General features: G+C 50.2%; 23 protein-coding genes. 17 read left to right on the top strand and 6 right to left on the bottom strand.

Annotation, left to right across the window (positions count from 1 at the left end; all coding sequences use genetic code 11):
- Window positions 1–136: 136 nt before the first annotated feature.
- The 5 genes from mnmE to rpmH all read right to left on the bottom strand — a co-directional run bounded on the left by mnmE (window position 137) and on the right by rpmH (window position 4388).
- A complete protein-coding gene (gene mnmE / locus FC99_RS01185; RefSeq protein ID WP_048733720.1) occupies window positions 137–1531 on the bottom strand; it encodes a tRNA uridine-5-carboxymethylaminomethyl(34) synthesis GTPase MnmE in 1395 nt (464 codons plus the stop codon).
- A gap of 239 nt (window positions 1532–1770) precedes the next feature.
- Window positions 1771–2556, bottom strand: a complete 786-nt coding sequence (gene jag, locus FC99_RS01180) for an RNA-binding cell elongation regulator Jag/EloR (protein WP_048733718.1) — start codon at window positions 2554–2556, stop codon at window positions 1771–1773.
- Between the two features lie 395 nt (window positions 2557–2951).
- Window positions 2952–3785 carry a membrane protein insertase YidC gene (gene yidC / locus FC99_RS01175; RefSeq protein ID WP_202812713.1) on the bottom strand — a complete coding sequence of 278 codons (834 nt, stop codon included), beginning with the start codon at window positions 3783–3785 and terminating at the stop codon, window positions 2952–2954.
- Window positions 3786–3796: 11 nt separating this feature from the next.
- On the bottom strand, window positions 3797–4153 hold the full coding sequence (gene rnpA, locus FC99_RS01170; RefSeq protein WP_048733717.1) for a ribonuclease P protein component: 357 nt from the start codon (window positions 4151–4153) through the stop codon (window positions 3797–3799).
- A 100-nt stretch (window positions 4154–4253) separates the two neighbouring features.
- The gene (gene rpmH, locus FC99_RS13550) at window positions 4254–4388 is read right to left on the bottom strand and encodes a 50S ribosomal protein L34 (protein WP_081624573.1); all 135 of its coding nucleotides are present in this window, start codon (window positions 4386–4388) and stop codon (window positions 4254–4256) included.
- Between the two features lie 541 nt (window positions 4389–4929).
- Here rpmH and dnaA point away from each other — a divergent pair.
- From dnaA to FC99_RS01110, 12 genes are all read left to right on the top strand, one after another.
- Window positions 4930–6288 carry a chromosomal replication initiator protein DnaA gene (gene dnaA, locus FC99_RS01165; RefSeq protein ID WP_048733714.1) on the top strand — a complete coding sequence of 453 codons (1359 nt, stop codon included), beginning with the start codon at window positions 4930–4932 and terminating at the stop codon, window positions 6286–6288.
- 308 nt (window positions 6289–6596) lie between these two features.
- Window positions 6597–7736 carry a DNA polymerase III subunit beta gene (dnaN, locus tag FC99_RS01160; RefSeq protein ID WP_048733712.1) on the top strand — a complete coding sequence of 380 codons (1140 nt, stop codon included), beginning with the start codon at window positions 6597–6599 and terminating at the stop codon, window positions 7734–7736.
- A 727-nt stretch (window positions 7737–8463) separates the two neighbouring features.
- A complete protein-coding gene (gene yaaA, locus FC99_RS01155) occupies window positions 8464–8691 on the top strand; it encodes a S4 domain-containing protein YaaA (protein WP_048733711.1) in 228 nt (75 codons plus the stop codon).
- Window positions 8691–9845 carry a DNA replication/repair protein RecF gene (gene recF / locus FC99_RS01150; RefSeq protein WP_048733710.1) on the top strand — a complete coding sequence of 385 codons (1155 nt, stop codon included), beginning with the start codon at window positions 8691–8693 and terminating at the stop codon, window positions 9843–9845. The genes yaaA and recF overlap by 1 nt, the downstream gene beginning before the upstream one ends.
- Window positions 9846–9848: 3 nt before the next feature.
- Window positions 9849–11795, top strand: a complete 1947-nt coding sequence (gene gyrB / locus FC99_RS01145) for a DNA topoisomerase (ATP-hydrolyzing) subunit B (RefSeq protein WP_048733709.1) — start codon at window positions 9849–9851, stop codon at window positions 11793–11795.
- A gap of 31 nt (window positions 11796–11826) precedes the next feature.
- Complete coding sequence (gene gyrA / locus FC99_RS01140) at window positions 11827–14403, top strand: DNA gyrase subunit A (protein ID WP_048733708.1); 2577 nt, start codon at window positions 11827–11829, stop codon at window positions 14401–14403.
- 205 nt (window positions 14404–14608) lie between these two features.
- Window positions 14609–15397 carry a helix-turn-helix domain-containing protein gene (locus FC99_RS01135; protein ID WP_048733699.1) on the top strand — a complete coding sequence of 263 codons (789 nt, stop codon included), beginning with the start codon at window positions 14609–14611 and terminating at the stop codon, window positions 15395–15397.
- 216 nt (window positions 15398–15613) lie between these two features.
- Window positions 15614–15910: a 30S ribosomal protein S6 gene (rpsF, locus tag FC99_RS01130; protein WP_048733698.1), complete on the top strand. Its 297-nt coding sequence runs from the start codon at window positions 15614–15616 to the stop codon at window positions 15908–15910.
- Window positions 15911–15943: 33 nt separating this feature from the next.
- Window positions 15944–16516, top strand: coding sequence for a single-stranded DNA-binding protein (gene ssb / locus FC99_RS01125; protein WP_048733697.1), 573 nt, complete (start codon window positions 15944–15946; stop codon window positions 16514–16516).
- Window positions 16517–16545: 29 nt separating this feature from the next.
- A complete protein-coding gene (gene rpsR / locus FC99_RS01120; protein ID WP_048733694.1) occupies window positions 16546–16785 on the top strand; it encodes a 30S ribosomal protein S18 in 240 nt (79 codons plus the stop codon).
- Between the two features lie 478 nt (window positions 16786–17263).
- The gene (locus FC99_RS01115; RefSeq protein ID WP_048733691.1) at window positions 17264–18373 is read left to right on the top strand and encodes a glycerol dehydrogenase; all 1110 of its coding nucleotides are present in this window, start codon (window positions 17264–17266) and stop codon (window positions 18371–18373) included.
- Window positions 18374–18642: 269 nt separating this feature from the next.
- Window positions 18643–19836 carry an MFS transporter gene (locus FC99_RS01110; RefSeq protein ID WP_048733688.1) on the top strand — a complete coding sequence of 398 codons (1194 nt, stop codon included), beginning with the start codon at window positions 18643–18645 and terminating at the stop codon, window positions 19834–19836.
- Between the two features lie 91 nt (window positions 19837–19927).
- Here FC99_RS01110 and FC99_RS01105 read toward each other — a convergent pair whose 3' ends face one another.
- Complete coding sequence (locus tag FC99_RS01105) at window positions 19928–20146, bottom strand: hypothetical protein (RefSeq protein WP_048733685.1); 219 nt, start codon at window positions 20144–20146, stop codon at window positions 19928–19930.
- A gap of 144 nt (window positions 20147–20290) precedes the next feature.
- Here FC99_RS01105 and FC99_RS01100 point away from each other — a divergent pair, with 144 nt between their 5' ends.
- The 5 genes from FC99_RS01100 to FC99_RS01080 all read left to right on the top strand — a co-directional run bounded on the left by FC99_RS01100 (window position 20291) and on the right by FC99_RS01080 (window position 24664).
- On the top strand, window positions 20291–20758 hold the full coding sequence (locus FC99_RS01100) for a VOC family protein (RefSeq protein WP_048733682.1): 468 nt from the start codon (window positions 20291–20293) through the stop codon (window positions 20756–20758).
- Between the two features lie 146 nt (window positions 20759–20904).
- Entirely contained in the window at window positions 20905–22575 is a 1671-nt protein-coding gene (locus FC99_RS01095; protein WP_048733679.1) for an ATP-binding cassette domain-containing protein, read from the top strand.
- A gap of 156 nt (window positions 22576–22731) precedes the next feature.
- On the top strand, window positions 22732–23022 hold the full coding sequence (locus FC99_RS01090) for a helix-turn-helix domain-containing protein (protein WP_048733676.1): 291 nt from the start codon (window positions 22732–22734) through the stop codon (window positions 23020–23022).
- Window positions 23023–23159: 137 nt separating this feature from the next.
- Entirely contained in the window at window positions 23160–23444 is a 285-nt protein-coding gene (locus FC99_RS01085) for a helix-turn-helix domain-containing protein (RefSeq protein ID WP_048733673.1), read from the top strand.
- A gap of 230 nt (window positions 23445–23674) precedes the next feature.
- A complete protein-coding gene (locus tag FC99_RS01080) occupies window positions 23675–24664 on the top strand; it encodes a hypothetical protein (protein WP_048733671.1) in 990 nt (329 codons plus the stop codon).
- The last annotated feature ends 204 nt before the right edge of the window (window positions 24665–24868 follow it).

Below are 24868 nucleotides of genomic sequence, written 5' to 3'. Positions count from 1 at the left end.
TTCAAGTTGTGTTCGCACCGCTCCAGCCCATATCTGCCGGCCGGTAAGGCGAAGGGACTACCAAGTTGCCTAGTTTTTGGACCGACGTTGTTGCTAGAGCAGGCAGAACTGGTATTTTGGAACTTTCAACCTTTCGTTATTTCCCTAAACAAAACTGACTAAACAACTGGTCGAGCAGTTCGTCTTGGTAACTGTCGCCGGTGATTTCACCGAGCAGGTCCCAGGCGCGTGTCATGTCGATCTGAACTAAGTCAACCGGCATCCCCGCGGCAATCCCACTCTGAACGTCCGTCAAGGCATCGCTGGCTTGATGGAGCAGGCCAATGTGCCGGGCGTTCGTGACCATCACGTTGTTTTGATTGGACTCGATCCCTTCATCAAAGAACAGGTGTGCAATGGTGCCTTCCAGCTGATCCATCCCCGTACTCTGCAGAATCGACGTTTCAATGATCGGGCTATCCCCGGCAGCGGCCTTCACCGCGTCCAGATCTAGCTTCATTGGCAGGTCCGTCTTGTTCAAAATGAGGATTCGTTGCGTGTCGGCCGTGGCCTTCAGTAACGCCTCGTCTTCAGCGGTCAACGCTTCACTGGCGTTCAAGACCAACATCACCAGATCGGCGGTGTTGATGGCCTTGCGCGAGCGCTCGACCCCAATCTTTTCGACCTTATCCGTGGTATCACGAATACCGGCCGTGTCGATCAGCTTTAGCGGAACCCCCTTGACGTTTACGTATTCCTCGATCACGTCACGAGTGGTTCCAGCAACGTCGGTCACAATGGCCTTGTCTTCGTGCAACAGGTGGTTGAGCAGGCTGCTCTTCCCCACGTTTGGCCGACCAACGATGGCGGTCGCAAGGCCTTCACGCAAGACCTTTCCTTGCTTGGCGGTCGCAAGGAGCGCTTTGATCTGCTTTTGGACCTCTTGGGCCTTCTCCAGCAACATCTTGGTCGTCATCGTTTCCACGTCGTCGTACTCTGGGTAGTCGATGTTGACTTCCACTTGGGCCAGCGCATCCAAGATGTCTTGCCGCAAGTTTCTGATCAAATGAGACAGATTGCCGTCTAATTGGTCTAAGGCGACCTTCATGGACTTATCCGTCTTCGCCCGAATCAGATCCATCACGGATTCCGCTTGGGTCAAATCGATTCGACCGTTGAGGAAGGCCCGCTTCGTGTACTCGCCGGGTTCGGCCAACCGCGCACCATAGCTCAAGCACAGCTGTAAGATCCGGTTCGTCGCCACGATACCACCGTGACAGTTGATTTCGATAATGTCTTCTTTGGTATACGTCTTCGGTGCCCGCATAACCGTCACCATGACCTCATCGACCTCTTCGCCGTTCTCTGGATCGATAATGTGGCCGTAGTGAATCGTGTGGGTGGCCACTTTGGTCAAGTCAGCCCCCTTAAACAGCTTTTCTGCAACGTCAAAGACCTCTTCACCACTCAACCGAATGATGGAAATACCCCCCTCACCAGGTGGGGTCGAAATTGCCGCAATCGTATCAAATTCTGTGGTCGTGACTGCCATGAGCCATCCTCCTTGTTCTTCTCAATGTTGGTTCTTACGTCAAGTCTAGCCGTAGTCTGGCCCCCGCACCCAAATCAGGTGTCAACAGGCCTGGTGTATCATTTAACGCCATAAAAAAAAGCACCTACTCCACGCCACCTAACTGTGCGCGGATAAAGTACTTTCACTACTTTATCATAAACTTGATAAGAATGATTGTCTTCACTATAAGGGCAATCGGTCGTTTTGTCAAACGGAAACTATGAAGGTTCGATCACAACGGCACGGTGCGGCTCTTTGCCGGCCGAGTACGTCGTCACGTGGCGGTTCTTCGCCAGGACCGCGTGAATCTGCTTGCGCTCAAATGATGGCATCGGGTCCAAATAGATTGGCTTCCCGGTAGCCACGACTTCCCGTGCGGTACTCTCTGCCAAGCGAACCAACGTGGCCGCCCGGCGTTCCCGGTAACCCGCCACGTCCAATTCTAAGTCGACGTGGGCAGCGCCGTGATGGTTCAAGAAGAGTTGGCCCAGACTCTGTAAAGCATTGATTGTCCGACCGTGTTTCCCGATCAGCAGTCCTTCCTTATCCGTGGTAAATTCCAGCCGGACTTGTCGGTGGGCCGTGTTTTCAACGTCTAACGTCGCGTCAATGCCCAGTTGTTCGACGATGTTTGCCAGGTAATCCTGAACGGCTTCGACGGCCGCCTCACGTTGCTCACGGCGTTCCTCAGGGGTCACCGTTGGGTCGACTGGTTGGTCAACTGCTGGCTTGGCTGCCACCGGTGCGGGTTGGACTGCTACTCGGCGCGTCGGTTTGGCGGTAGCGCTGCTCTTCGCCGCAGCAACTGGCTTCTTTGCCGCTTCACTGGCTGCCGCAACGGGTTTTAAGACCACGTCGACCATTGCATCTCGCCGACCGATGCCAAACAACCCCTTACGTGGCGCCGTGACCACCTTCGTAATCACCTGGTCACGACGGCTGTTCAATGCGGCTAGTCCCGCTTCGATCGCCGCTGCTTCCGTTTTCCCCGTAAAGATCGTCATCGTTTATTCCTCCCGTGTCTATTCGCTAAATTTTAGTATACCATAACGGTTGCCAGGCACTGCGCAATCCGGCCAAAAATGCAGAAATCTCCGCCGATAGTTTTGTTAGAAAATCAGAATCAAAATTTAATGATAACTCTTAAAAATCCCTTAAGACCAAGGATTTCATCCCCCAATTTGGTCGAAAATTTCGTTAGTAACAATGAGGACGGCCACTACAACCGGAAAAGTCATTTTGATTTTAGTAAAGTAAGTAGCAGCCAGGTAAGAAGGTGCTGTTAGCTGGCAAAATCCCTGGCATCCGGAATGTGGCCAACTTCTGCCAGAACTCGTTCTTTGACAACAAAAAAGCCGCTCGGAGATAACCGAACGGCGAGAAATGCATTTTTTAGCTGTTATTTACGTTTACTTTGCTTAGCACGCCGCATTGCTTTTTTCACAATCCGTTCGTGTTCGGCTTTGGCCTTTTCCTTCTGGTCGCGTTCCGCTTGGATCTTCCACGGATTTTGAATCAGCAAGGTCTGACCAACTTGGAAGACGTAAGAAACCGTCCAGTACAACGACAGTGACGAGGCAACGTTCATGGCAGTGAAGAAGACCACCACGGGCATCCCGACGATCATCATCGTGTTCATGGAGTTAGACTCTGGAGCGGACTTCGTCGTTAACCACGAACTCAGGAACGTGGCTAAGGCCGCCAGAATTGGCAAAACGAAGTACGGGTCCTTGTGACCAAGTTGCAGCCACAAGAACGTCCCAGACCGCAGAACGGCTGTCCGCCAGATGGCTTGGTACAATGCCCAGATGATCGGCAATTGAACCAAGGCTGGTAAACACCCCATCATTGGATTGATGCCGGCTTCAGAGTACAACTTTTGCTGTTCCGACTGAAGCTTGGCCATCGTTTCTCTGTCTTTAGACGAATATTTTTTCTGTAATGCTTTTAATTGGGGTTGAACCTCTTGGGTCTTCCGCATGCTGCGCGTTTGGAAGATCATCAGTGGTAGCAGGATGATCCGGATGATAATCGTAAAGATAATAATCCCGATCCCATAACTATTCCCGAAGAAATGAGCCAACCAGATAATCGCCCGCGAGAAGTTCAGAACGATCAGGCCGTCCCAGATCCCGGTACTTTGATTGGTGATTGGCTTATTGCTACAAGCGGAAAGGATGAACACTAAACCCACAATGCCCAGCATCAGTAGGGTGCGTTTGTACTTTTTCACGTTTTTCACGTTTATTCCTCGCTATAGCTGGAATCCAGCAGTTTGGCCAGCTTCAAGACGTGCACTAGGCTGCGTTTCGCATCGGGCATGGCAATACCGTCCGCACGTGGCCGAGCAATGACGAGAAAGTCTACATCTTGTTTCAGATAAGGCTTCAACTCGAGCAAGCTCTGCCGAATGCGGCGCTTCACCCAGTTACGGTGAACGGCGTTACCAATCTTTTTCCCAACCGAAATACCAACCCGAAAGTGCGGCTGATCTGGTTTTTCCATTGAATACACCACGAATTGCCGATTAGCGACTGAATTCCTGGTTTCAAAGACCTGCTGAAATTCCGCTTCTTTCTTAATGCGGTAAGATTTTCGCATGGTGCATCTCCAAAATTCTCAACTATTTTTCAGTCCGCGGGGAATTGGTGTCCCAGTCACTCCGCAGATAAAATAAAAAGACCACTGAACCATCAGCGGCCTATGCAGACAATACTTTACGTCCCTTTTGACGGCGACGTGCTAATACTTGACGGCCATTGCTAGTGCTCATGCGCTTGCGGAAGCCGTGGACACGTGAACGGTGACGTTTCTTTGGTTGGAAAGTACGTTTCATGGTAAGTTCTCCTCTCTTAACGATGACTATTTATTTTTCATCTGACGGTGCCAGACAAATACTAAATGCATTTCCTGAATATACTATCATAAAAAACGTCAAATTGAAACAGCAACTTTAAATTTCCAAGAAAAACTTGTCCCCGGATAAATTTGTTTCATGCACTTAGCCTGTGGATAACTCGAAGATTTCAAAAAAGTTATCAGCGACTTGCCAACTGGGTTATCCACTGTTCCACAGGATGTTTATTTCTAAATTTAAAGCTTTGTTAATTCTGTGGATAACTCGTGAAACACTTGATACTATCGCATTTGCGATCCACCACGTCCTGTGCATAACTAGTTTGTTCAAAAGTTATCCACTGTTTCCAACTACTCTGTGGATAACTCTTTCCACTTCCTGTGAAACAATTATGCACACCTCACAATAGCCTGTGGAAAACTTTTTTTCTTCATGCTACACTGAGTGTACGTTTTCTTTTTGGGGGGCATACTCCCAATGGATAAATGAGTTTTTAAACTAAAAATAGGGGGATACCTCAGTGCCAGAAATGTCAGATTTGTGGGCTGGCATCCAAAAGTTGTTTGAGGCCAACTATGCACCAACGACCTATACAACTTGGATCAAGACAGCCAAGCCGATTTCTTTAATCGGCAACAAATTAACTTTGGAACTTCCGTCACCCCTGCATCGTGATTACTGGGACCACCAACATTTGGACCAGCAATTGGTAGAATACGCATACCAAACCACTCACGAAGATATTCAACCCGTTCTCATTTTAGAGGGGGAGCGTCAGCAACAAGCCACGCTCAAAGCCAAGATCGGCACCCCAGACGCCGCAGCTACAGCTGAACCGACGCCTACTTTTATGAAGGAAACGGCCTTGAATCCCCGCTACACGTTTGATACTTTCGTCATCGGAAAAGGCAACCAAATGGCCCACGCTGCGGCCTTAGTTGTCTCCGAAGAACCTGGTGAGATGTACAATCCACTCTTCTTCTATGGTGGCGTTGGTCTGGGCAAAACCCACTTGATGCACGCGATCGGCAATAAAATGCTTGAAGATCACCCGGACACCAAGATCAAATACGTCACTAGCGAGGCCTTCACGAATGACTTTATCAATGCGATTCAAACGCGGACGCAGGAGCAGTTCCGTCAGGAGTACCGTAACGTTGATCTGCTGCTGGTCGATGATATTCAATTCTTCGCTAATAAGGAAGGAACCCAAGAAGAGTTCTTCCATACATTTAATGCCCTCTACGCCGACAATAAACAAATCGTGCTGACGTCTGATCGGCTACCAAATGAGATTCCTAAGCTACAAGACCGCTTAGTCTCGCGGTTTGCTTGGGGTCTTTCGGTCGATATCACGCCGCCAGACCTGGAGACGCGTATCGCCATTCTTAGAAACAAGGCCGACGCCGACCAAATCGACATCCCCGACGACACGCTAAGCTACATCGCCGGGCAGATCGACTCTAACGTTCGTGAGCTTGAAGGGGCCTTGGCCCGCGTTCAGGCTTACCATCAGTTGATGCATCAGCCGATCACGACCGATCTCGCCGCCGAGGCCCTTAAGAGTCTAAACCTCGTTAACGCTAGTGATACCATCACGATTCCGGTGATTCAAAACCGGGTTGCCGACTACTTTCACGTGTCGCTAAAGGACCTCAAAGGAAAGAAACGCAAAAAAATGATCGTGATGCCCCGGCAAATCGCCATGTACCTTTCACGTGAGCTGACGGAAGCGTCACTCCCACGTATCGGGAACGAGTTTGGCGGTAAAGACCATACCACCGTCATTCACGCCTACGACAAAATCGCTGCCTCGCTCAAGACCGACCCCGAACTCCAAAAGGATATCGAGAACCTTCGCGACGAGCTCCAGCGTTAAACAAAGAATCGTCCGGGTCTCGAAGTCAAAAACGAGACGGGCTCGCGGCGATCTTTTTGTGACTAACTGGCGTATGATGAAATTAGGTTGGTCCCCGCAAGCATGAGCCGGCAGCTCCAGTTAGAAAAATGGGGTATGTGGATAAAACCAAAAAAGGTCAAAAGTTTTCCACAAGTTATCCACAGGTGGAAAAGCTAGTAACACAAGGCATTCTTTGAAGTTATCCACAGAATGCACCGCTCTACTACGGCTACTGTCTTTTTCTTTTAATTAAGTAAATAACGCACCACACAAAGGAGTGTTCATCTATGAAATTCACCATCAACCGGGCAGCGTTCATCAAAGAACTGAACAATGTCTCCCGGGCCATCTCATCGAAAACGACCATCCCCATATTGACGGGATTGAAAATCGTTGCCAGTGACGCGGGCCTACTACTAACCGGATCTAACGCCGACATTTCAATTGAAACGTTGATCAAAGCGGACGACCCAGACATTGGCTTGTCCATCGACGAACCTGGTTCAATCGTCTTAACCGCTCGTTTCTTCGGCGAAATCGTTAAGAAATTACCTGAAAACGAACTGACGGTAACGGTCAAAGATGGTTTCCAAACCGAAATCACTTCTGGGGCAGCTTCCTTCAACATCAACGGTCAGGACGCCAACAACTATCCCCATTTACCAGAAATTGATGCCGCGGATTCCGTAGTTCTTTCCGGCGCAGTCTTTAAAGAATTGATCAGCCAAACGGTTATTGCCGTTTCCAACCAAGAAAGTCGCCCAATCTTGACCGGGGTCCACTTTGTGTTGGCCGACAACAAGTTCTTGGCAGTCGCCACGGACAGTCACCGGTTGAGCCAACGGCAAATTGAACTACCAACGCCAAGCAACGCTACGTTCGATGTCATTATTCCCGGAAAGAGTTTGACTGAACTGTCCCGGATGATCGGCGACGACGATAGCGACGTGAAGATGCAATTCTCCGAAAACCAAGTTCTCTTCTTGCTCGGCGACACGTCATTCTACTCACGCTTACTGGAAGGGAACTATCCGGACACGTCCCGGCTGATCCCAAAGGAAGCCTCCACGACCGTTGAATTCGAAGCACCAGAGTTACTGGCCGCCGTTGAACGGGCCTCACTGTTGTCTCACGAATCCCGAAACAACGTGGTTAAACTGACATTGACGCCGGCGGATAACCAGGTCACCATCTTCAGTAACTCGCCCGATGTTGGGAACGTTGAAGAAGACTTGGCGCCCAAGGATCTGACCGGGGATGACCTCGAAATCTCGTTCAACCCCGACTACATGAAGGATGCGCTGCGGTCATTCGGTCAAGCGACGATTCGCGTGGCCTTTACCTCCGCATTGCGGCCCTTCACCTTGGTCCCAACGGAAGACACGAGCAACTTTATCCAATTGATCACGCCAGTCCGGACGTTCTAGGCTGGATTTTACTGAAATTAACGACGCCGCTCACGGTATTTGCGTGGGGGCGTTTTTTTTGCGGCAAAATGAAGGAGTTGGCTGTGGATAACGTTACCGGAACCAGGATTGATGATGTGGCACCGTAAGTCGTTGCCCGTTAACCGAATTGTGGACACCACGTTGCGTCATTTTTTGATGGAGGCTGGTTGATCGTCACTTTTGAAAATGTTTATTCAAAACGTAAACACGGGCCTGGGGCAAAAGTCCCAGACCCATGTTGCGCTCCGAACGTATATGGTCGAAACGTGTGACAAAAGGCAGTCAACGCTGCTTAACCCCGATAGACCAACAATCAAGAATCAGGATTTTTCGTCTAGCTCATTGACTAGCCGCTTTCTGACCCACTCTCAACCAAGGCAACTCAAATAAAATGTTAAAACCCACGGTCTTCATTTACCTCAGTACTCGTGAAACCCGTGTGAAATTTGGGTCCAAAATCGTTACTTGCGTGCGCACATGGCAACCATTTTTCAAGGAAATCCGGTGGTTGGTGATTTTACGGCCAAAAATAGCCGTTTTTCGCCAGAATGCCGCTCATTTTAATTCTGAGCAAATTTACAGCATTTTTACCAAAAATATCAAGAAGGGGTCAAATTGGCTGAGAGCGCAAAAATAAGGTAGCTAGTCTGTACCTTTGGCGTAAAAAGCGGTATAATATAAGAGAAGAAAATTAAGGGGTGAAATTGTGAAAAAAGAAGTTTTCATTGACACGCCCTACATCACTTTGGGCCAGATGCTCAAGGAAGAATCCGTTATCAGTACTGGCGGTCAAGCCAAGTGGTATTTGCGGGAAAACACCGTGAACGTCAACGATGAACCAGACGATCGACGGGGTCGTAAGCTGTATCCAGATGATACGGTCGATGTTCCTGATGCAGGCTCGTTTGTTATACGCTCAAAGCAGGGTGAATAATGTATTTGCAAGAGTTGCAGCTGCAGCATTTTCGTAACTACCAAGATGCCGATCTTCAATTAGGTCAAGGCATCAACGTCTTATTGGGTGAAAATGCGCAGGGCAAGACCAATTTATTAGAGGCAATCTACGTGCTGGCGTTAACCCGCAGTCACCGAACCGCCAATGACCATGATTTAGTCAATTGGCAGGCCAAAACAGCCAAGGTGAGTGGCCGCGTGGTTAAATCTGCCGGCACGGTGCCGTTAGAGCTCACTTTTTCGCGGCAGGGGAAACGGGCCAAGGTCAATCATTTGGAGCAGGCACGGCTTTCCCAATACGTGGGGCAGTTGAACGTGATTTTGTTTGCGCCAGAAGATCTGGCCATCGTCAAAGGTGCCCCCGCTGTCCGGCGACGTTTTATGGACATGGAGTTTGGACAGATGAATCCGCGTTACCTTTACAACCTCAGTCAGTACCGCACCTTGTTGAAGCAACGGAACCACTACTTGAAGGACTTACAACACAAGCAGAAAAAGGACCTTCTTTTTTTGTCTGTGCTGTCCGATCAGCTGGCGGCTTACGGTGCGGAGATCATCATGGCGCGGCTGACGATGTTACGTAAGCTCGAGCACTGGGCCCAGACGATTCACGCCGAGATTTCACAGCAACGTGAAGAGCTGACGTTCCATTACGCGACCCAGGTTCCTGACGATCAATTGACGGACGCCAAGACCATCTGTGACGCGTTAACGGCGCTCTACAATAAGCAGCGCGACAAGGAGCTCTATCAGGGGACGACTCTGGTTGGTCCGCACCGCGACGACCTGCATTTTCAGGTCAACGGCAAGAATGTGCAGACGTTTGGGTCGCAGGGCCAGCAACGGACCACGGCGTTAAGCGTCAAGCTTGCTGAGATTGATCTGATGAAAGAAGAGACCGGTGAATATCCGGTCTTATTACTTGATGACGTGCTTTCTGAACTGGATGATGCCCGCCAGACGCATTTGCTGACGGCGATTCAGGATAAAGTACAAACGTTTATTACCACCACCAGCTTGAGTGGGATTACCCGCCAGCTGATTAAGGACCCAACCATTTTTCACGTTGAAAACGGGGCCGTGGTGGCCGATGAATCGCCTGCAACGGGTGATTCGGCAACAAAGGAGGATTAGGCAGTGGCTGATTACGAACACGAAACCAAAGCAGAACAAGCCCGGGAATACGATGCCAGCCAAATTCAAGTCTTGGAAGGCTTGGAAGCGGTCCGGAAGCGTCCGGGGATGTACATTGGCTCGACCAGCGCCCAAGGCCTGCACCATTTGGTCTGGGAAATTGTCGATAACGGGATCGATGAAGCCTTAGCGGGCTTTGCCGACGTTATTCACGTGACGGTCGAAAAGGATAACAGTGTCACCGTCACCGATAACGGGCGGGGGATTCCTGTGGATATTCAGAAGAAGACGGGGAAACCCGCTTTGGAAACGGTCTACACGATCCTGCATGCCGGTGGTAAATTTGGCGGTGGCGGATACAAGGTCTCCGGTGGTCTTCATGGGGTGGGGGCGTCCGTCGTCAACGCCCTGTCGACCCACTTGGAAGTTCAAGTCATCCGGGGTGGTAAGCGTTACGCCATTGCCTTTGACCACGGTCATGTCAAGACGCCAATGTACGTGGCCGAAGAGGGCCTTGACCCAGAACGGCACGGGACCATCGTGCACTTCTTGCCGGATCCAGATATCTTCCGGGAAACGACGACGTTTGATATTAAGACGTTGACGACCCGGATCCGTGAGCTGGCATTCTTGAACAAGGGCCTGCGCATCACGATTCGTGATGAACGGCCGGAAAAGCCAACGGAAGATGACTTCCTGTATGAAGGTGGGATTCGCCACTACGTTGACTACTTAAACGAAAATAAAACGACACTGTTCGAACCACCGATCTACGTTGAAGGCCAAGAAAATGGCATCACTGTTGAAGTGGCCCTGCAGTATACCGATGATTATCATAACAACCTATTGACCTTTACCAACAACATCCATACCTACGAAGGTGGGACGCATGAGGAAGGGTTCAAACGGGCTTTGACGCGGGTCGTGAACGACTATGCGCGGCAAAACAAGCTGATGAAGGATAACGAACCTAACCTGACCGGGGATGACGTTCGTGAAGGGTTAACGGCGGTCGTTTCCGTCAAGCACCCGGACCCTCAATTTGAAGGTCAAACCAAGACCAAGTTAGGGAACTCCGATGCCCGGACGGCCGTGGATCATACGTTTGCCGACCACTTCATGCGTTATCTGATGGAGCACCCCGATATTGCTCGCAAGGTTGTGGACAAGGGGACGTTGGCTTCTAAAGCGCGGGTCGCTGCCAAGCGAGCACGGGAAGTCACGCGGAAGAAGAGTGGCCTTGAAATCAGTAACCTCCCTGGGAAGTTAGCCGATAACACGTCTAAGGACCCCGCAATCTCCGAATTGTTCATTGTCGAAGGGGATTCCGCCGGTGGGTCGGCTAAGCAAGGCCGGTCACGGTTGACGCAAGCCATCCTGCCGATTCGGGGGAAAATCTTAAACGTGGAAAAGGCCTCAATGGACCGGATCTTAGCCAATGAAGAAATCCGTTCGATGTTTACGGCCATGGGAACCGGGTTTGGTGACGATTTCGACGTTGCCAAGGCCAACTACCATAAGCTGATCATTATGACCGATGCCGATGTCGATGGTGCCCACATTCGGACACTGTTATTGACACTGATCTACCGTTACATGCGGCCATTACTGGATGCCGGGTTCGTTTACATTGCCTGCCCACCACTCTACCGGGTTCGCCAAGGGAAATTCCAACGTTACTTGGATTCCGATGACGAGTTGAAAGAATTGTTGGGTAAGCTATCGCCGGCACCTAAGCCCCAGATTCAACGGTACAAAGGGTTAGGAGAAATGGACGCGGAACAACTCTGGGAAACGACCATGGATCCTGAAAACCGGCGGCTCTTACGGGTCGACGCACAAGACGCCATCAATGCCGATCAAGTCTTCAGCATGTTGATGGGTGATAAAGTTGCGCCCCGTCGGCAGTTTATCGAGGATAACGCGACCTTTGCTGACCTTGATGTTTAACGTGTAACGGGAAGAACGGAGGGTAAAAAATTTGGCTGATCAAGATTATTTAAGTCGAATCACCGACGTTGACCTTTCACAAACGATGCGCACATCCTTCCTGGATTACGCGATGAGTGTGATTGTTCAGCGGGCGTTACCGGACGTGCGGGATGGTTTGAAGCCAGTCCACCGCCGGATTTTGTACGATATGCATGAACTCGGGATCACCCCCGACAAGCCATTCCGGAAATCAGCCAGAGTGGTTGGGGATGTCTTGGGTAAGTACCATCCACATGGGGATTCCGCCGTATACGAATCCATGGTGCGGATGGCGCAAGACTTCTCGTACCGCTACATGTTAGTGGATGGTCACGGGAACTTCGGCTCCGTCGATGGTGACGGTGCCGCTGCCATGCGGTATACCGAAGCACGCCTGAGCAAAGTTGCGATGGAAATGCTGCGGGATATCAACAAGGACACGATTGATTTTCAAGATAACTATGATGGGTCCGAAAGAGAACCCGTTGTCTTGCCATCACGGTTCCCGAACCTGTTAGTTAACGGGGCTTCCGGGATCGCCGTGGGGATGGCAACGAACATTCCGCCGCATAACCTGACGGAAGTGATCAGTGCTCTGCACATTTTGATGAAGAACCCCGATGCCAGCTTAGCCGATTTGATGGAGGCTGTGCCGGGTCCCGATTTTCCTACTGGGGGGATCGTGATGGGTAAGGCCGCTATTCGGCGGGCTTACGAAACCGGTAAGGGCACCATTACCTTGCGGGCAAAGGTCGACATCGAAGAAGAAAAGAACGGGAAGCAACGCATTGTGGCCACGGAAATTCCATACATGGTCAACAAGGCGAAATTGATCGAACGGATCGCCGAACTGGCCCGGGACAAACGAATCGAAGGCATCACCGATGTTAACGATGAGTCTGACCGGACAGGGATGCGGATTGTGGTCGATGTTCGTCGCGATGCGAGTGCCGAAGTTATTTTAAATAACTTATACAAGATGACCTTGCTGCAGACCTCATTTGGGATCAACATGCTGGCCATCGTAAACGGCGCGCCAAAAGTGTTGGGCTTGAAGCCAATTCTGCAGTACTACCTGGAATTCCAGATGGAAGTTATCCGTCGGCGGACCGCATTTGAACTGAAGAAGGCCGAAGCCCGGGCCCACATCCTGGAAGGGTTGCGGATCGCGCTGGACCACATTGACGCTATCATCACCATTATTCGGCAGTCCGAGACCGCTGAAGTGGCGAAGAACGAGTTGATGACGCGTTACAGTCTGTCAGACAAACAATCACAAGCCATCTTGGACATGCGGTTAGTTCGTCTGACCGGTTTGGAACGCGAAAAGGTTGAAAAGGAATACAACGATGTCATGACGAACATCAAGGATTACAAGGAGATCTTGGCATCCAAGGAACGTCAACAAGACATCATCTACCAAGAACTTTTGGAAATCCAAAACAAGTTTGGCGACAAGCGGCGGACCGAATTGATGGTCGGCGAAGTGCTGAGCTTGGAAGACGAAGACTTGATCGCTGAAGAAGACGTCGTGGTCTCTTTGACGCACAACGGCTACATTAAGCGCTTGCCAACGTCTGAGTTCAAGGCGCAGAACCGTGGGGGTAAAGGGGTTCAAGGCATGGGCGTGCACGATGATGATTTCATCGAACACCTCGTGGCGACCTCGACTCACGATATGTTGCTGTTCTTCACCAACACCGGGAAAGTTTACCGGATGAAGGGCTACGAGATTCCTGAATACGGTCGAACGGCCAAGGGGATTCCAGTGATCAACTTGCTGGGGATCAACAACAACGAGCACGTTCAGGCCGTCATCAATGTGGCTAATCCGGGCGAGAACGCCAACCGGGACCTATTCTTCACCACGGTCCAAGGGACGGTCAAACGGACGCCAGTCGATGAATTTGCCAACATTCGGAGTAATGGTCTGAAGGCCATCAACCTGAAGGAAGACGATGAGCTGATCGACGTGGACATTATCAATGCCCAAGCGAACATGATCATCGGGACTCACCTAGGCTATGCCGTCAGCTTTGCGGCCGAAGACGTACGCTCAATGGGTCGTTCCGCAACCGGGGTCCGCGGGATTCGGCTACGTGAAGGCGACTACGTCATTGGCGCTAGTGTCCTCAAGCCGGACAGTCACGTGTTTGTCATTTCCGAAAAGGGTTATGGGAAGCAAACGGCTGCCAGCGAGTACCCAATCAAGGGTCGTGGCGGTAAAGGGATCAAGACCGTCAATGTGAGTGAGAAGAACGGGCCTTTGGCTGGTTTGACTACGCTCGATGGCGACGAAGACATTATGTTGGTCACCAACAAGGGTGTCATGATTCGCTTTAGCGGCGCCGACGTTTCCGAGACCGGGCGGGCAACCTTAGGGGTCCACTTGATTCGGTTGAACGACGATACCGCCGTAGCGACGATGGCCAAGGTGGCGAAGGAAGACGAGACAGACGATGAGACCGCACCGGCTGACGGGGATGCCCCGGTAGCTAGCGACGATGCCACCGCTGAATCGGCTCCAGTCGTCCCAGACGATACCGATGTTACTAGTGATAGTGACGACGATAACGCCGAAGATTAACAGATAATGTGTGAGACGGGTGACTACCAGTGATGGTGGCGCCCGTTTTTTTGTTGATCGGAGGATTGTAAGCTGAGTTAAGCCGCTTGCATGAAGAAACTAATATTAATTTAATTGTAAATGGTTTATCCCGTTTACTTGAATGGCTAACTCTGCTATCTTAGGGATTAACTAACAATCAGGGGACAGCAGGGGGTAAATCAGCGTGACAAATGCAGAGTTTTCAGCAATGGTGAGTTGCTTGGGACATCATTTACAGCACGAGCGGCAACAACGGGGACTTAGTCTGGCCGAATTGGCAACGGGCTTGTGTCCAGTCGACCAGTTACAGGCGATTGAGGCCGGCCAGACGATCCCGGCACCTGAGTTGCTGACGGGCCTCTGTCGGCGTTTAAAATTGCCTCTGCATCAACTGACCCAGACTGGATACGTCATGCGCCGTCAGCTGGCCTTTAGCCGCCGGGTGGAGACGTTGGTGCGGCGCCAGCAACCCGTCAAGCTGGTCACGTACCTGAACAACCGCGACCGGTTAGCCACGTTACGGACGGACCGGGATCTGCAGGCCTACTATTACTACTACGGGTGCAGTGTATTTCAGGCGACTGGGGATGCGGTGCGCGCGAGTCAACAGTTTCAAACGGCCTTGGCGTTGATGACACCACAGCGACCACACCGGTATCAGTCCCTGGAACTGGTCACGCTGGCGACGCAAAATTACGTCGAAGCACAGGCTGGTCGTTCAGATGATGCGGGATTCGCGTTGGCAGTGAAAATGATTCGGGAGGACCGGGTACTGGATAGCCACGATGCACTGGGAACCATTTATTATCTGTACGCGGCCACGCTATTTCGGCGAGGAGAAGCCACTATGGCCGGTCAGATCCTGCAAGAAGGGGTCGCTTGGGCGGTCCAACACCAGACCTCAGCACGGCTGGTGGATGATTTTATTCTACTGGCAACCTACGCTGAGGCTGTTCAAACGGTGTCCGTCTGAAATTAATTAAAAAAGTTGCGGCAATAAAAAATATTCGCGGCCGTTTTGCGGAGTTAACTATATAGCGTAGGCAATAACCCGTCGGTCGGCCCCGATTTGCTTAAGTTTTAGATATATGCTATACTACTAGCTTGTGAGTATCTGGCTTACGCTAGTGTCTCTCCTTGCTTCCGCATTGCAGCGGGGGCCTGAAGTCCATAAGGAGGTGTAACATTCATGGAAACTACTAAATACGAAATCACCTACATCATTCGTCCAGACCTTGACGATGCCGCTAAGACCGCACTGGTTGAACGCTTCGACAAGTTACTGACTGACAACGGTGCAGAAATGATCAACTCGAAAGACTGGTCAAAGCGTCGATTCGCATACGAAATTGGTGGCTTTAACGAAGGTATCTACCACGTTATCACGGTAAATGCTTCTGATGATGCTGCTTTAAACGAATTCGACCGTTTAGCTAAGATCAACGACAGCATCTTACGTCACATGATCGTTAAGCGCGAAGACTAATTTAAATTTAATTTTGAGAGGAGTTATTCAGCAATGATCAACCGAGTAGTACTTACTGGCCGACTGACACGGGATGTTGACTTACGCTACACCCAAGGCGGTGCTGCTGTTGCCACATTTACGCTGGCCGTTGATCGGCGGTTTACCAACAAAACTGGTGAACGAGAAGCTGATTTCGTGAGTTGCGTCATCTGGCGCAAGTCTGCGGAAAACTTTGCGAACTTCTTCCACAAGGGTTCCCTTGTCGGAATCGAAGGCCGCATCCAGACCCGGAATTACGAAAATCAACAAGGCCAACGTGTTTACGTGACCGAAGTTGTTGTCGAGGACTTTTCATTCCTCGAACCACGTTCTCGCAACGCGAACAACAATGAGGGCGGTAACTACAATGGCGGCTCCATGAATAATAATGCTCCTCAAGGTCAGAATCAGAATGCCAATCCATTTACGAGTGGCAACCCGACGGCAACCCCGTCAGCGCCTACGCAAAACACGAATCCTAATCCGGCCGGCAACCAAGGAAACGCTGGGAACAATAACTCAGCCGATCCATTTGCCAATACTGGTGATTCAATTGACATTTCCGATGATGATTTACCGTTCTAATTTCTAAATCACGAGGAGGGAAATATCCTATGGCAGGACAACGTCGTGGCGGCCGTCGCCGTCGTAAGGTTGACTTTATTGCAGCCAACCACATCGAATACATTGATTACAAAGACACTGACTTATTACGTCGGTTTATCTCCGAACGAGGCAAGATCTTACCTCGTCGGGTTACTGGCACGAGTGCCAAGAACCAACGTAAGTTAACCATCGCTATCAAGCGTTCACGGATTATGGGCTTAATGCCTTTCGTCAGTGAAGAAGGTTAATTCTAAATTCACGGGAACCAACTACAGAAATGTGGTTGGTTCTTTTTTTTGCCTATCTGCCGGAAAGCTTGCTATGGTTAGCCCCCATGGCGGTCATCGCTGTGAATGGTTTTTATGTGATTATATTTACAAAATTGTTTAGTGGCGGGGGTCCGGTGAAGCCCGTATACTGAGGGCACGATATTAATCGAAGGCCAAGATTAGATCGCCGGCTCGAGCCCAGGTGCGAATGTCCCCTGATTTTTTCGTTTGGTAAATAGAGTGCGCATAGAAATTTTTGTCTGTCGTGATTAGCCACGTTCCGTTAAGTTTCATCAGGCACAACTAATTAATGTCCTAGCCCTTGAGGCACCGCATTACTTGGTTGCTTGGTTGTTGGCACTTACTTTACTAGGCTAGGCTAACTAAGTCATTGCATGAATCTTTTTATTGAAAGCGATTACAATGAAGCCATTCTTAATTAATGGAGGTATTTCCGATGATTACAGCATTCGCAAGTCCATCTACTTATGTTCAAGGCGACCAACTGCTCAAGCAAGCGGCACGCTACATTGCACCATTTGGCGATCACGGGTTACTGCTGGCAGACGACATTGTGTGGGGCCTGATTGGCGAGGAATTCTACAAAGACCTAACCGCGGACGGCTTGAAAATCGAGCACATCCATTTCAACGGTGAAAGTTCACCCGAAGAAATCGATCGAATCAAGGCTATCGGTGAGGAAAAGGATGCCAAATTCGTCATCGCACTGGGTGGCGGGAAGACCAACGACACCACCAAAGCCGTTGGTGACCGACTCCACGTGCCGGTGGTTATTGTGCCAACGCTGGCGTCCAACGACTCGCCATGTACGCGACTGAGTGTGATCTACTCGGCCAACGGGGAATTCCTGAAGTACCAGTTCTACGACAAAAACCCCGACTTGGTCTTGGTCGACTCCTCCGTCATTGCCGGCGCACCAGTGCGTTTCCTGATTGACGGGATCGCCGACGCGTTATCAACGAACGTGGAGGCGCAGACCGTTGCGCGGGCGCGGGCCACGACGTTACTGCCATTACAGACTGACCAGACCGCAGCCGGCATCGCCTTAGCCGAAAAATGTGAGGAGCTACTGTTCACCTACACGGACCAAGCCGTTGCGGCGGCGGCCGACCACGTGGTGACCCCAGCCTTATCCCATATCATTGAAGCCAACATCCTGCTGAGTGGGGTTGGAGCCGAAAGTTCGGGGTTAGCCGCTGCCCATAGTTTCCAAAATGGACTGACGGCACTGTCTGGCGATGTTCACCGCATGTCTCACGGGCAAAAGGTTTCATTTGGGACCTTGGTCAACTTGATCTTGGAGGGGGCGAGCGACGAACGCTTTGCACGCTACCTGAATTTCGAAGCCAAGTTGGGTCTGCCAACCACCTTAGCCGACCTGCACCTGGCCGACGCCACGGACGCGGACTTACTGAAGGTTGCCACGTTGACCACCCAAGAGGGCGAAACCATCCACAACATGGGCTTCCCAGTAACGCCACGCGATGTGGTCGCCGCCATCAAAGCAGCAGATAGTCTGTCACGACGGATTCAAGGTTTAGATTAAATCACGCGTAAAGGAGCGCTTCGACCAGTGATGGTCGGAGCGCTCTTTTTTTGTCGCTTTGGTACCTTATTTTTGAAGATATTGAAAGATATTCTCAAAAATAAAAAAACAATTATAATACTCATTTAATTTTAATGATTCTCGTTTTATAATGATGTTCATACTTAGGTATAAAAAAATAGACGAGTGACTATACGTGTTATCTGCCTGCTTAGAGGAGTCGAGGCCAGCCACTGAATATACCGATATAGAAGAATAGGGGTGGAAGTATGCCTAAAGCTTTTTACGTGTTACTGGCTGGTGAAGCGACGTCTAATTTAGGAGATAATCTGTTTGATATTGCGATTATGATTTACTTGTATCGGTTGACCTCAAACTCGATGATTATTGGGGTGATTTCCGGTATCTTTAATGCCCTAGTCCTTCTGAATATTTTGACAGGATTTATTGCCGACAAGTACGTGAAGACGCATGTCATGCAGACGGTTGATTTGTTGGAAATTGTTCTGCTGGTTATTGCGGCGATTGCCTATGCGCACAATGATATTACATTGGTGACGATTGTCGGGGTGGCGTTCATCTCGAAGTTCTTGGGGACGTTTTTCTCTCCCGCCGAGGATGCCCTGATTCCACAGATCATTCCAACGGCTTACTTGAACCAAGCCAATGGGCTGAATCAAGGCCTACAAATGGCAGTTCAGATTATTGGGATGTTACTAGGTGGTGCGCTGGTCGCCACGGTTTCAATTACTTACTTCGTCTTGATCAATGCGGCGACGTTTCTGGTGTCTTTTATCTGTATTCTAATCTTTAGCCGGTTATTCGATGGTGAAATCGTTAGTGAGACGACGCGGGAGACGCAGGGAAATTGGTATGACGGCTTGCGTTACATCTACCAGACGCCTGTGTTGCGTAATATTGTCTTGTTGGCGATGATCGTGAACTTCACGCTGGGTCCTGTTCTGGGTCTTGATGTCGTCTGGATCAAAGGGACACTGCATGCCAGTTCCTTTATGTATAGTTTGGCGCAAGTCGTCTTCATGGTCGGGGTCATCTTGGGTAATGTGTTAGTGAACCTCATTCACTGGCAGCTAAAAACCAAGCTGCTCTGCTCATTGAGCACCATCGCTACCGCAGTGGTCGCGATGGTATCGTTCAGAAATCTGGTGGTAACGCTTTTGTCAATGACAATTATCGGGGCCGCAGGAGGTTTTCTCAATGTTTCAATTTTTACACTGCTACAGACGCGGACACCAGGGCATGTCCTAGGACGAGTCAACGGCGCAATGCTTGCGGGGACGAATGCGTCGCTACAGCTGGGAATGGCCATTGGTGGGGTTATCTCTGGTGCGACCAGCGTTGGAACCGTCTTTCTGATTGGGGCAGGGGTAACGTTATTGTCCTTGTTACTGATTGTTCGGTTGGACTTCGCAGAATCTGAGATGCCGGATAAGATGGTTTAGATGACTGTCAAAATGAAAGGAGCGCTTCGGATGTCGGAGCGCTCCTTTTATCGCTAGTTCAAATAATGTTCCACGTGAAACATCGACCGGCTTACCATTTCCGATGTGGCCAGTGCCAATGATGCGTCAGGGCCCAGCGTGCGGCTTCTTCGGCGATACTCAGTGAAATGATGAGACTGAAAATGCTGGCAACAATCATGAATGACCCACTCCCCAATAGGAGGTCAATGAGATAGTTTAACGCGTAGAACGTGACGCTAAATGCCGCAACAAAAGCAAGTAGCCAGACAATAATTTTTTTGAAGTTCACAAGATCTCCCCCATAAATACTGGCCCCAGTTTACAGGGCCGGTAACAATAGCGTCAAGGAAAGGTCTGCTTACATAATTTTATTTATTATTGAAGGGAAAATTGCTACACTGGAGCTAATCAAAAGTTGAGGAGATGTTTTACCATGCAATCCCGTTTGATTCCCAGTTTTTCGTTTACCAGTGCTAAGGAAGCCTTAGCGTACTATCAAGATGTGTTTGGGGCCAGTGATGTTTATCGCTTCAGTCCATCGGCAGAACAGGCGCAGCAGTTCGGCTTACCCGCGGATGCTGACCTTGAGAGCATGACCATTCATGCCGGTTTTAGCGTCTTGGGCATGAGTTTTCAGTGTGCCGATGCCTTTCGGGGCGCACCGACACCGTCAAATCAGGTCGATATGATTCTCGATATCAATGGCGATGACCCGGCAAGCGTTCAGGCGGCCGACGCATTTTACGACCACTTACAGGCGTCCGGGAAGGTCACCATCGACATGCCGTTTGCGCCGCAATTCTGGGGTGGCAAGATGGGCCATTTCACCGACCAGTACGGGATTGCTTGGATGCTACACGTAATGCCATGGAGCCAGATCAAGGATTCGACTGCGAAATAACTGAGATTTAGCCTGACCAATTTAAGTAACTATCCTGCGAAGCCACATTGAGTTGTCAAACTTGATGTGGCTATTTTGGTTATCACATGATATGATTAATCTAATCATATTTTAATTATATTTTAATCAGGAAGAAGAGGAACAACTTGGGTAAATTTTTAGCCTTCGCCAAACGACAGACGGGCGGCTTGTTACTGCTGATCCCGGTGGCGGCGTTTATCGAGATCTCCGTGGCGACGCTGTTACAGCTCATCACGGACACGGCCAGTGGGAAGGGGCGGTTGAGTTACGGTCACCTTTTGCTGCTGGTCGCCGGCTATGTGGTGGTCGACGCGGCCTTTTACTTTTGGAGTTCTTACGCGAAGGCTAAGTGGCAAAATACCATCAGTACCGGCGTGCGGTCGAGCTTGCTGAAAACATATCTGACCACAACGGATTTGGCCGTTCCCGCCGCGAGTGGTCAGGACAGCCGTTTCAATCAACTGACCAACAACTTGACCATTTTTCAGGACGACTACTTACGGTCGACCGTCAATATCTACGCCGAGCTGTGTCAGTTCGTGATTGCCATCGGGATGTCGCTGTTTATCCAGCCCATTCTGTGTCTAGTGGTGGTGGCGCTGTGCTTGCCGGGGTTATTGATTCCCTTGCTGAACCAACACCTGCTCAAAACGTCTAAGAATCGCGTGATCAAGGCCTCGGCCGCTTACACGCAGACGCTCCAAAATATTCTCGGTGGCTTGCGGACGATTCAGCTGTTCAACGTCAATGGCCTAATGCGCCACCTCTTTGACCAGTCGAATCAAGCGTGGCTTCAGACGCAAAATACCGACCAGCGAAATCGTAAGGTCATCAGCGGGTTGGCTCAGTTTCTCGACAACTTCCTGTACCTGGGGACGTGGGTCGGCGGAATTTACTTCGTCATGCACGGTCACATCTCTTTAGGCCAGTTGGTGGCGTTCTCACAACTGATGATTTTTATTGCTGAGCCGCTCCAGATGGCCTCGGACCTGATCACGGATTTTGTCGGTGGCAATCAGGTCGCAAAAAAGCTCCGGCCGAGTCTGTACGCGCCGCAAAATGGGACCAAGCAACCGGTCAATCGCCTGCGAACGTTAACTTATCAAAACGTGAGTGTGACCCGTGACCAGCAGGACGTGTTAAAGGATGTTTCGCTGAAATTAGCCGCTGACCGGCACTATTTGATCGTCGGCAAGACCGGGAGTGGCAAATCAACACTGCTCAACTTGCCGCTACGTAATCAGTCTGGTTATCAGGGCGCGTTACTCGTCAACGACCAGGCGCAAGCTGACGTGGACTTGCCAAGTTTACGGACGCGGGTGGGGGTGGCCGAACAGGATGGCTACATTTTTACCGGAACACTGGGGGAGAACCTGAGTCTCTTTCGGACCGAATTCACGACCGAGCAGTTGTATACGGCTTTGAAACGAGCCCAGCTACCGAAATATGTGACGACTGAGGGCTTGGCAAAGTCATTGACGGCTACTGGCGGTCAGCTTTCGGGTGGTGAGGTAAAACGCCTCTTGATTGTGCGGACCCTGCTTCAGCCGGTCGATTTCCGTTTGTTTGACGAGCCAGCGAGTGGGCTGGATCCACAGACGGCCACGGCGATTGAACGCCTGTTGATGACGATATCTGGCGGTTGGGCGACCATTACCCACCGCTATAACGCGGAGTTATTTGCATTTGCTGACGAGATCATTGTCATTGACGCTGGCCGAATCGTGGCCCGGGGTGTTGCTGGAGATAATGCGATTCAAGCGCAACTGAACCGGTTGAACTTGACGAGTGATTAAGGATTGGACGATCTGTCTGATCCTTTTTAATTTGGCGATGAAATTGTCGACTGGGATGTTATTTTGTCGGGGAGGTGTAGTTACACAAGCTTAATCACTTCTTGATGAGAAAGTCCGGTATACTGGGACCATCGTTACTGAAAAGGATGATTTGAAATGACTTTAAACCGAATAGATGATTACATCCAAGAAAGAAAAAAAGCGAGTACAGAATTCACACGTGCCTACGATCAGGCAGGGGTTGATTTGGAGATTGCGGTAGCTGTTAAGCAATTACGGGAAAGTTTGGGACTATCTCAACGAAGCTTTGCAGCTTTAGTTGGTAAGCCGCAGTCAACGATTGCCCGGATTGAAACGGGGTCAGTGACGGCAACAAATAAAACACTCGCAGATATTGCAGCTAAAACACATCACCAACTTCGAATTCAGTTTGTCCAAACACCCTAACTAATCTTCGTATCCAACGGCCACCAACTGCGGTTCGGGAGTCGACCGAATCAACCGTGAATTACAATGACTGTTTTCAGGCGTTTCGTGTCAAAATAGAGTTAAAAGAAGCAGATAACACTATTGGGGGAGGCGGAATGACTTTGAGAAAGTACGATGACGATGAAGTCGCGCGGCGGATGGCGGCGGACCCAGAGTTAGCCCGAGAATATCAACAGGTGAAGGCTGATCTGGAAATTGCCGTGGCCGTGCGGAAACTACGGGAGAATTTGGGGCTAACACGCCGGGACTTTGCCCAGTTGGTCGGCAAGCCCGTGCTACTGATTGCGCAAATCGAAGAGGGAACGGCCAGCGCGAGCATGGAGCAGCTGATCGATATTGCTGGAAAAACCAATCATGAGTTGATGATCAAATATTTATAGAAGGCATGAGAAGGAGCTGCGACAATTGCCACGGCTCTTTTGACGCTCTAAGTAAAGGTTGCTGAGACACGTACGCTAATCAAACCAGCAAAAGCCGGAGTTAGGCGGCTCACGATATCAGAATGAAATCTAGAGTCAAACCCGCAGTCGCCCCCTGGTTAGTTACATAAGCTTAATAGTTTAGAAGGAAGAAGTCAGGTATACTAGAGGTAAATTTAGGGGGTCTCACAATGAAAAAAGTAGCGCAGGGGTTATTGATGATTGGAGTGGCGCTTGGTGGATTGGGTGTCTTGGCGACTAGCCAACCAGCTCAAGCTAAGAGCTATGCTAAGGTGACGAAATACGGGTACAACTATAAAGAGTCGTCCACGTATTTCTATTTTACGGGCAAAAACGCCCTGTACACCAAGCCGGGGACAATCAAGGGTGCTAAATTAGTTAAGAGTAAACAGCAATTGCTGACGCTGAACGCGGCCAAGACGGGGGAAAAGACCTTTATGTGGCGGCGCACGGCAACGACCAATCGCGGTGCGGTCTACTACAAGGTCGAGACCTTCGACCGCAGCGTCAAAGGTTGGATCTATGCAGGTAAGAAAAAGCAGCATAGCCTGGGGATGATCTACTACAAACACACCGAGAAGGATCCGGCCGGTGGTGTCCAATTCTTCTCCTCGTTAGCGGATAGCGCGTTAACGACCGAAGAGAAGACCCATTTCTATCGCTTAACGACGCCGGGGACCGTAGACGATGGGACGCAACTCTTCTATTCGATTCCAGACTGGGCCGGTTTTGACGGCAAGTCGCAGCCTAACAAGAAGAGCACCGTGGCGAATAAGAACGATGTCTTTGTCATTGATAATGCCAAGACCCGTGTTCGTGAAGGGGACCGGTGGGTCGTGGCGTACGATGTTAATCGTCCGGGAGTCGGTGGTTACATCAAGGAAAGCGGCCTGACAGCAATTCCAACACCTAAGGCTAGCGAAGGGGTGACGGTTAATTATCGTGATTCCCGCACCGATAAATTACTCAACTCATTTATTCTGCCGGTCTTGACCGGGGACAAGACGACCTCCATTGTGACGATTAATGATTTTCAAATTCCAGCAGGCTATGTAAGCAGTACGGAAAGCATGACCTCGAAGATTAAACTCGGCTTTGATAAGCAAGCGACGAAAAATGTCAAAGCGGGCAGTCAGTTGAACTATTACGTGATTAACTAAGGCGGAAGACTATGGGGATGCGCGCTAATTAAACAGAAAGTGAGGCCGGGATTGGTTTATAATCCCGGCCTCACTGTGTCTTTCTATTATTACTAGTAGTCATACTCGTTCTAACAGCAACAGCGTGACTATAACTAGGCAAGCTGATGAGTCCTTCGCCTTACCGGCCGGCAGATATGGGCTGGAGCGGTGCGAGTGCAACTT

This window comes from Levilactobacillus koreensis JCM 16448 (genome assembly GCF_001435525.1).
GTDB lineage: Bacteria > Bacillota > Bacilli > Lactobacillales > Lactobacillaceae > Levilactobacillus > Levilactobacillus koreensis.
Note: the sequence above shows the minus strand (reverse complement) of the source record. Positions and strands in the feature narration are given on the sequence as shown.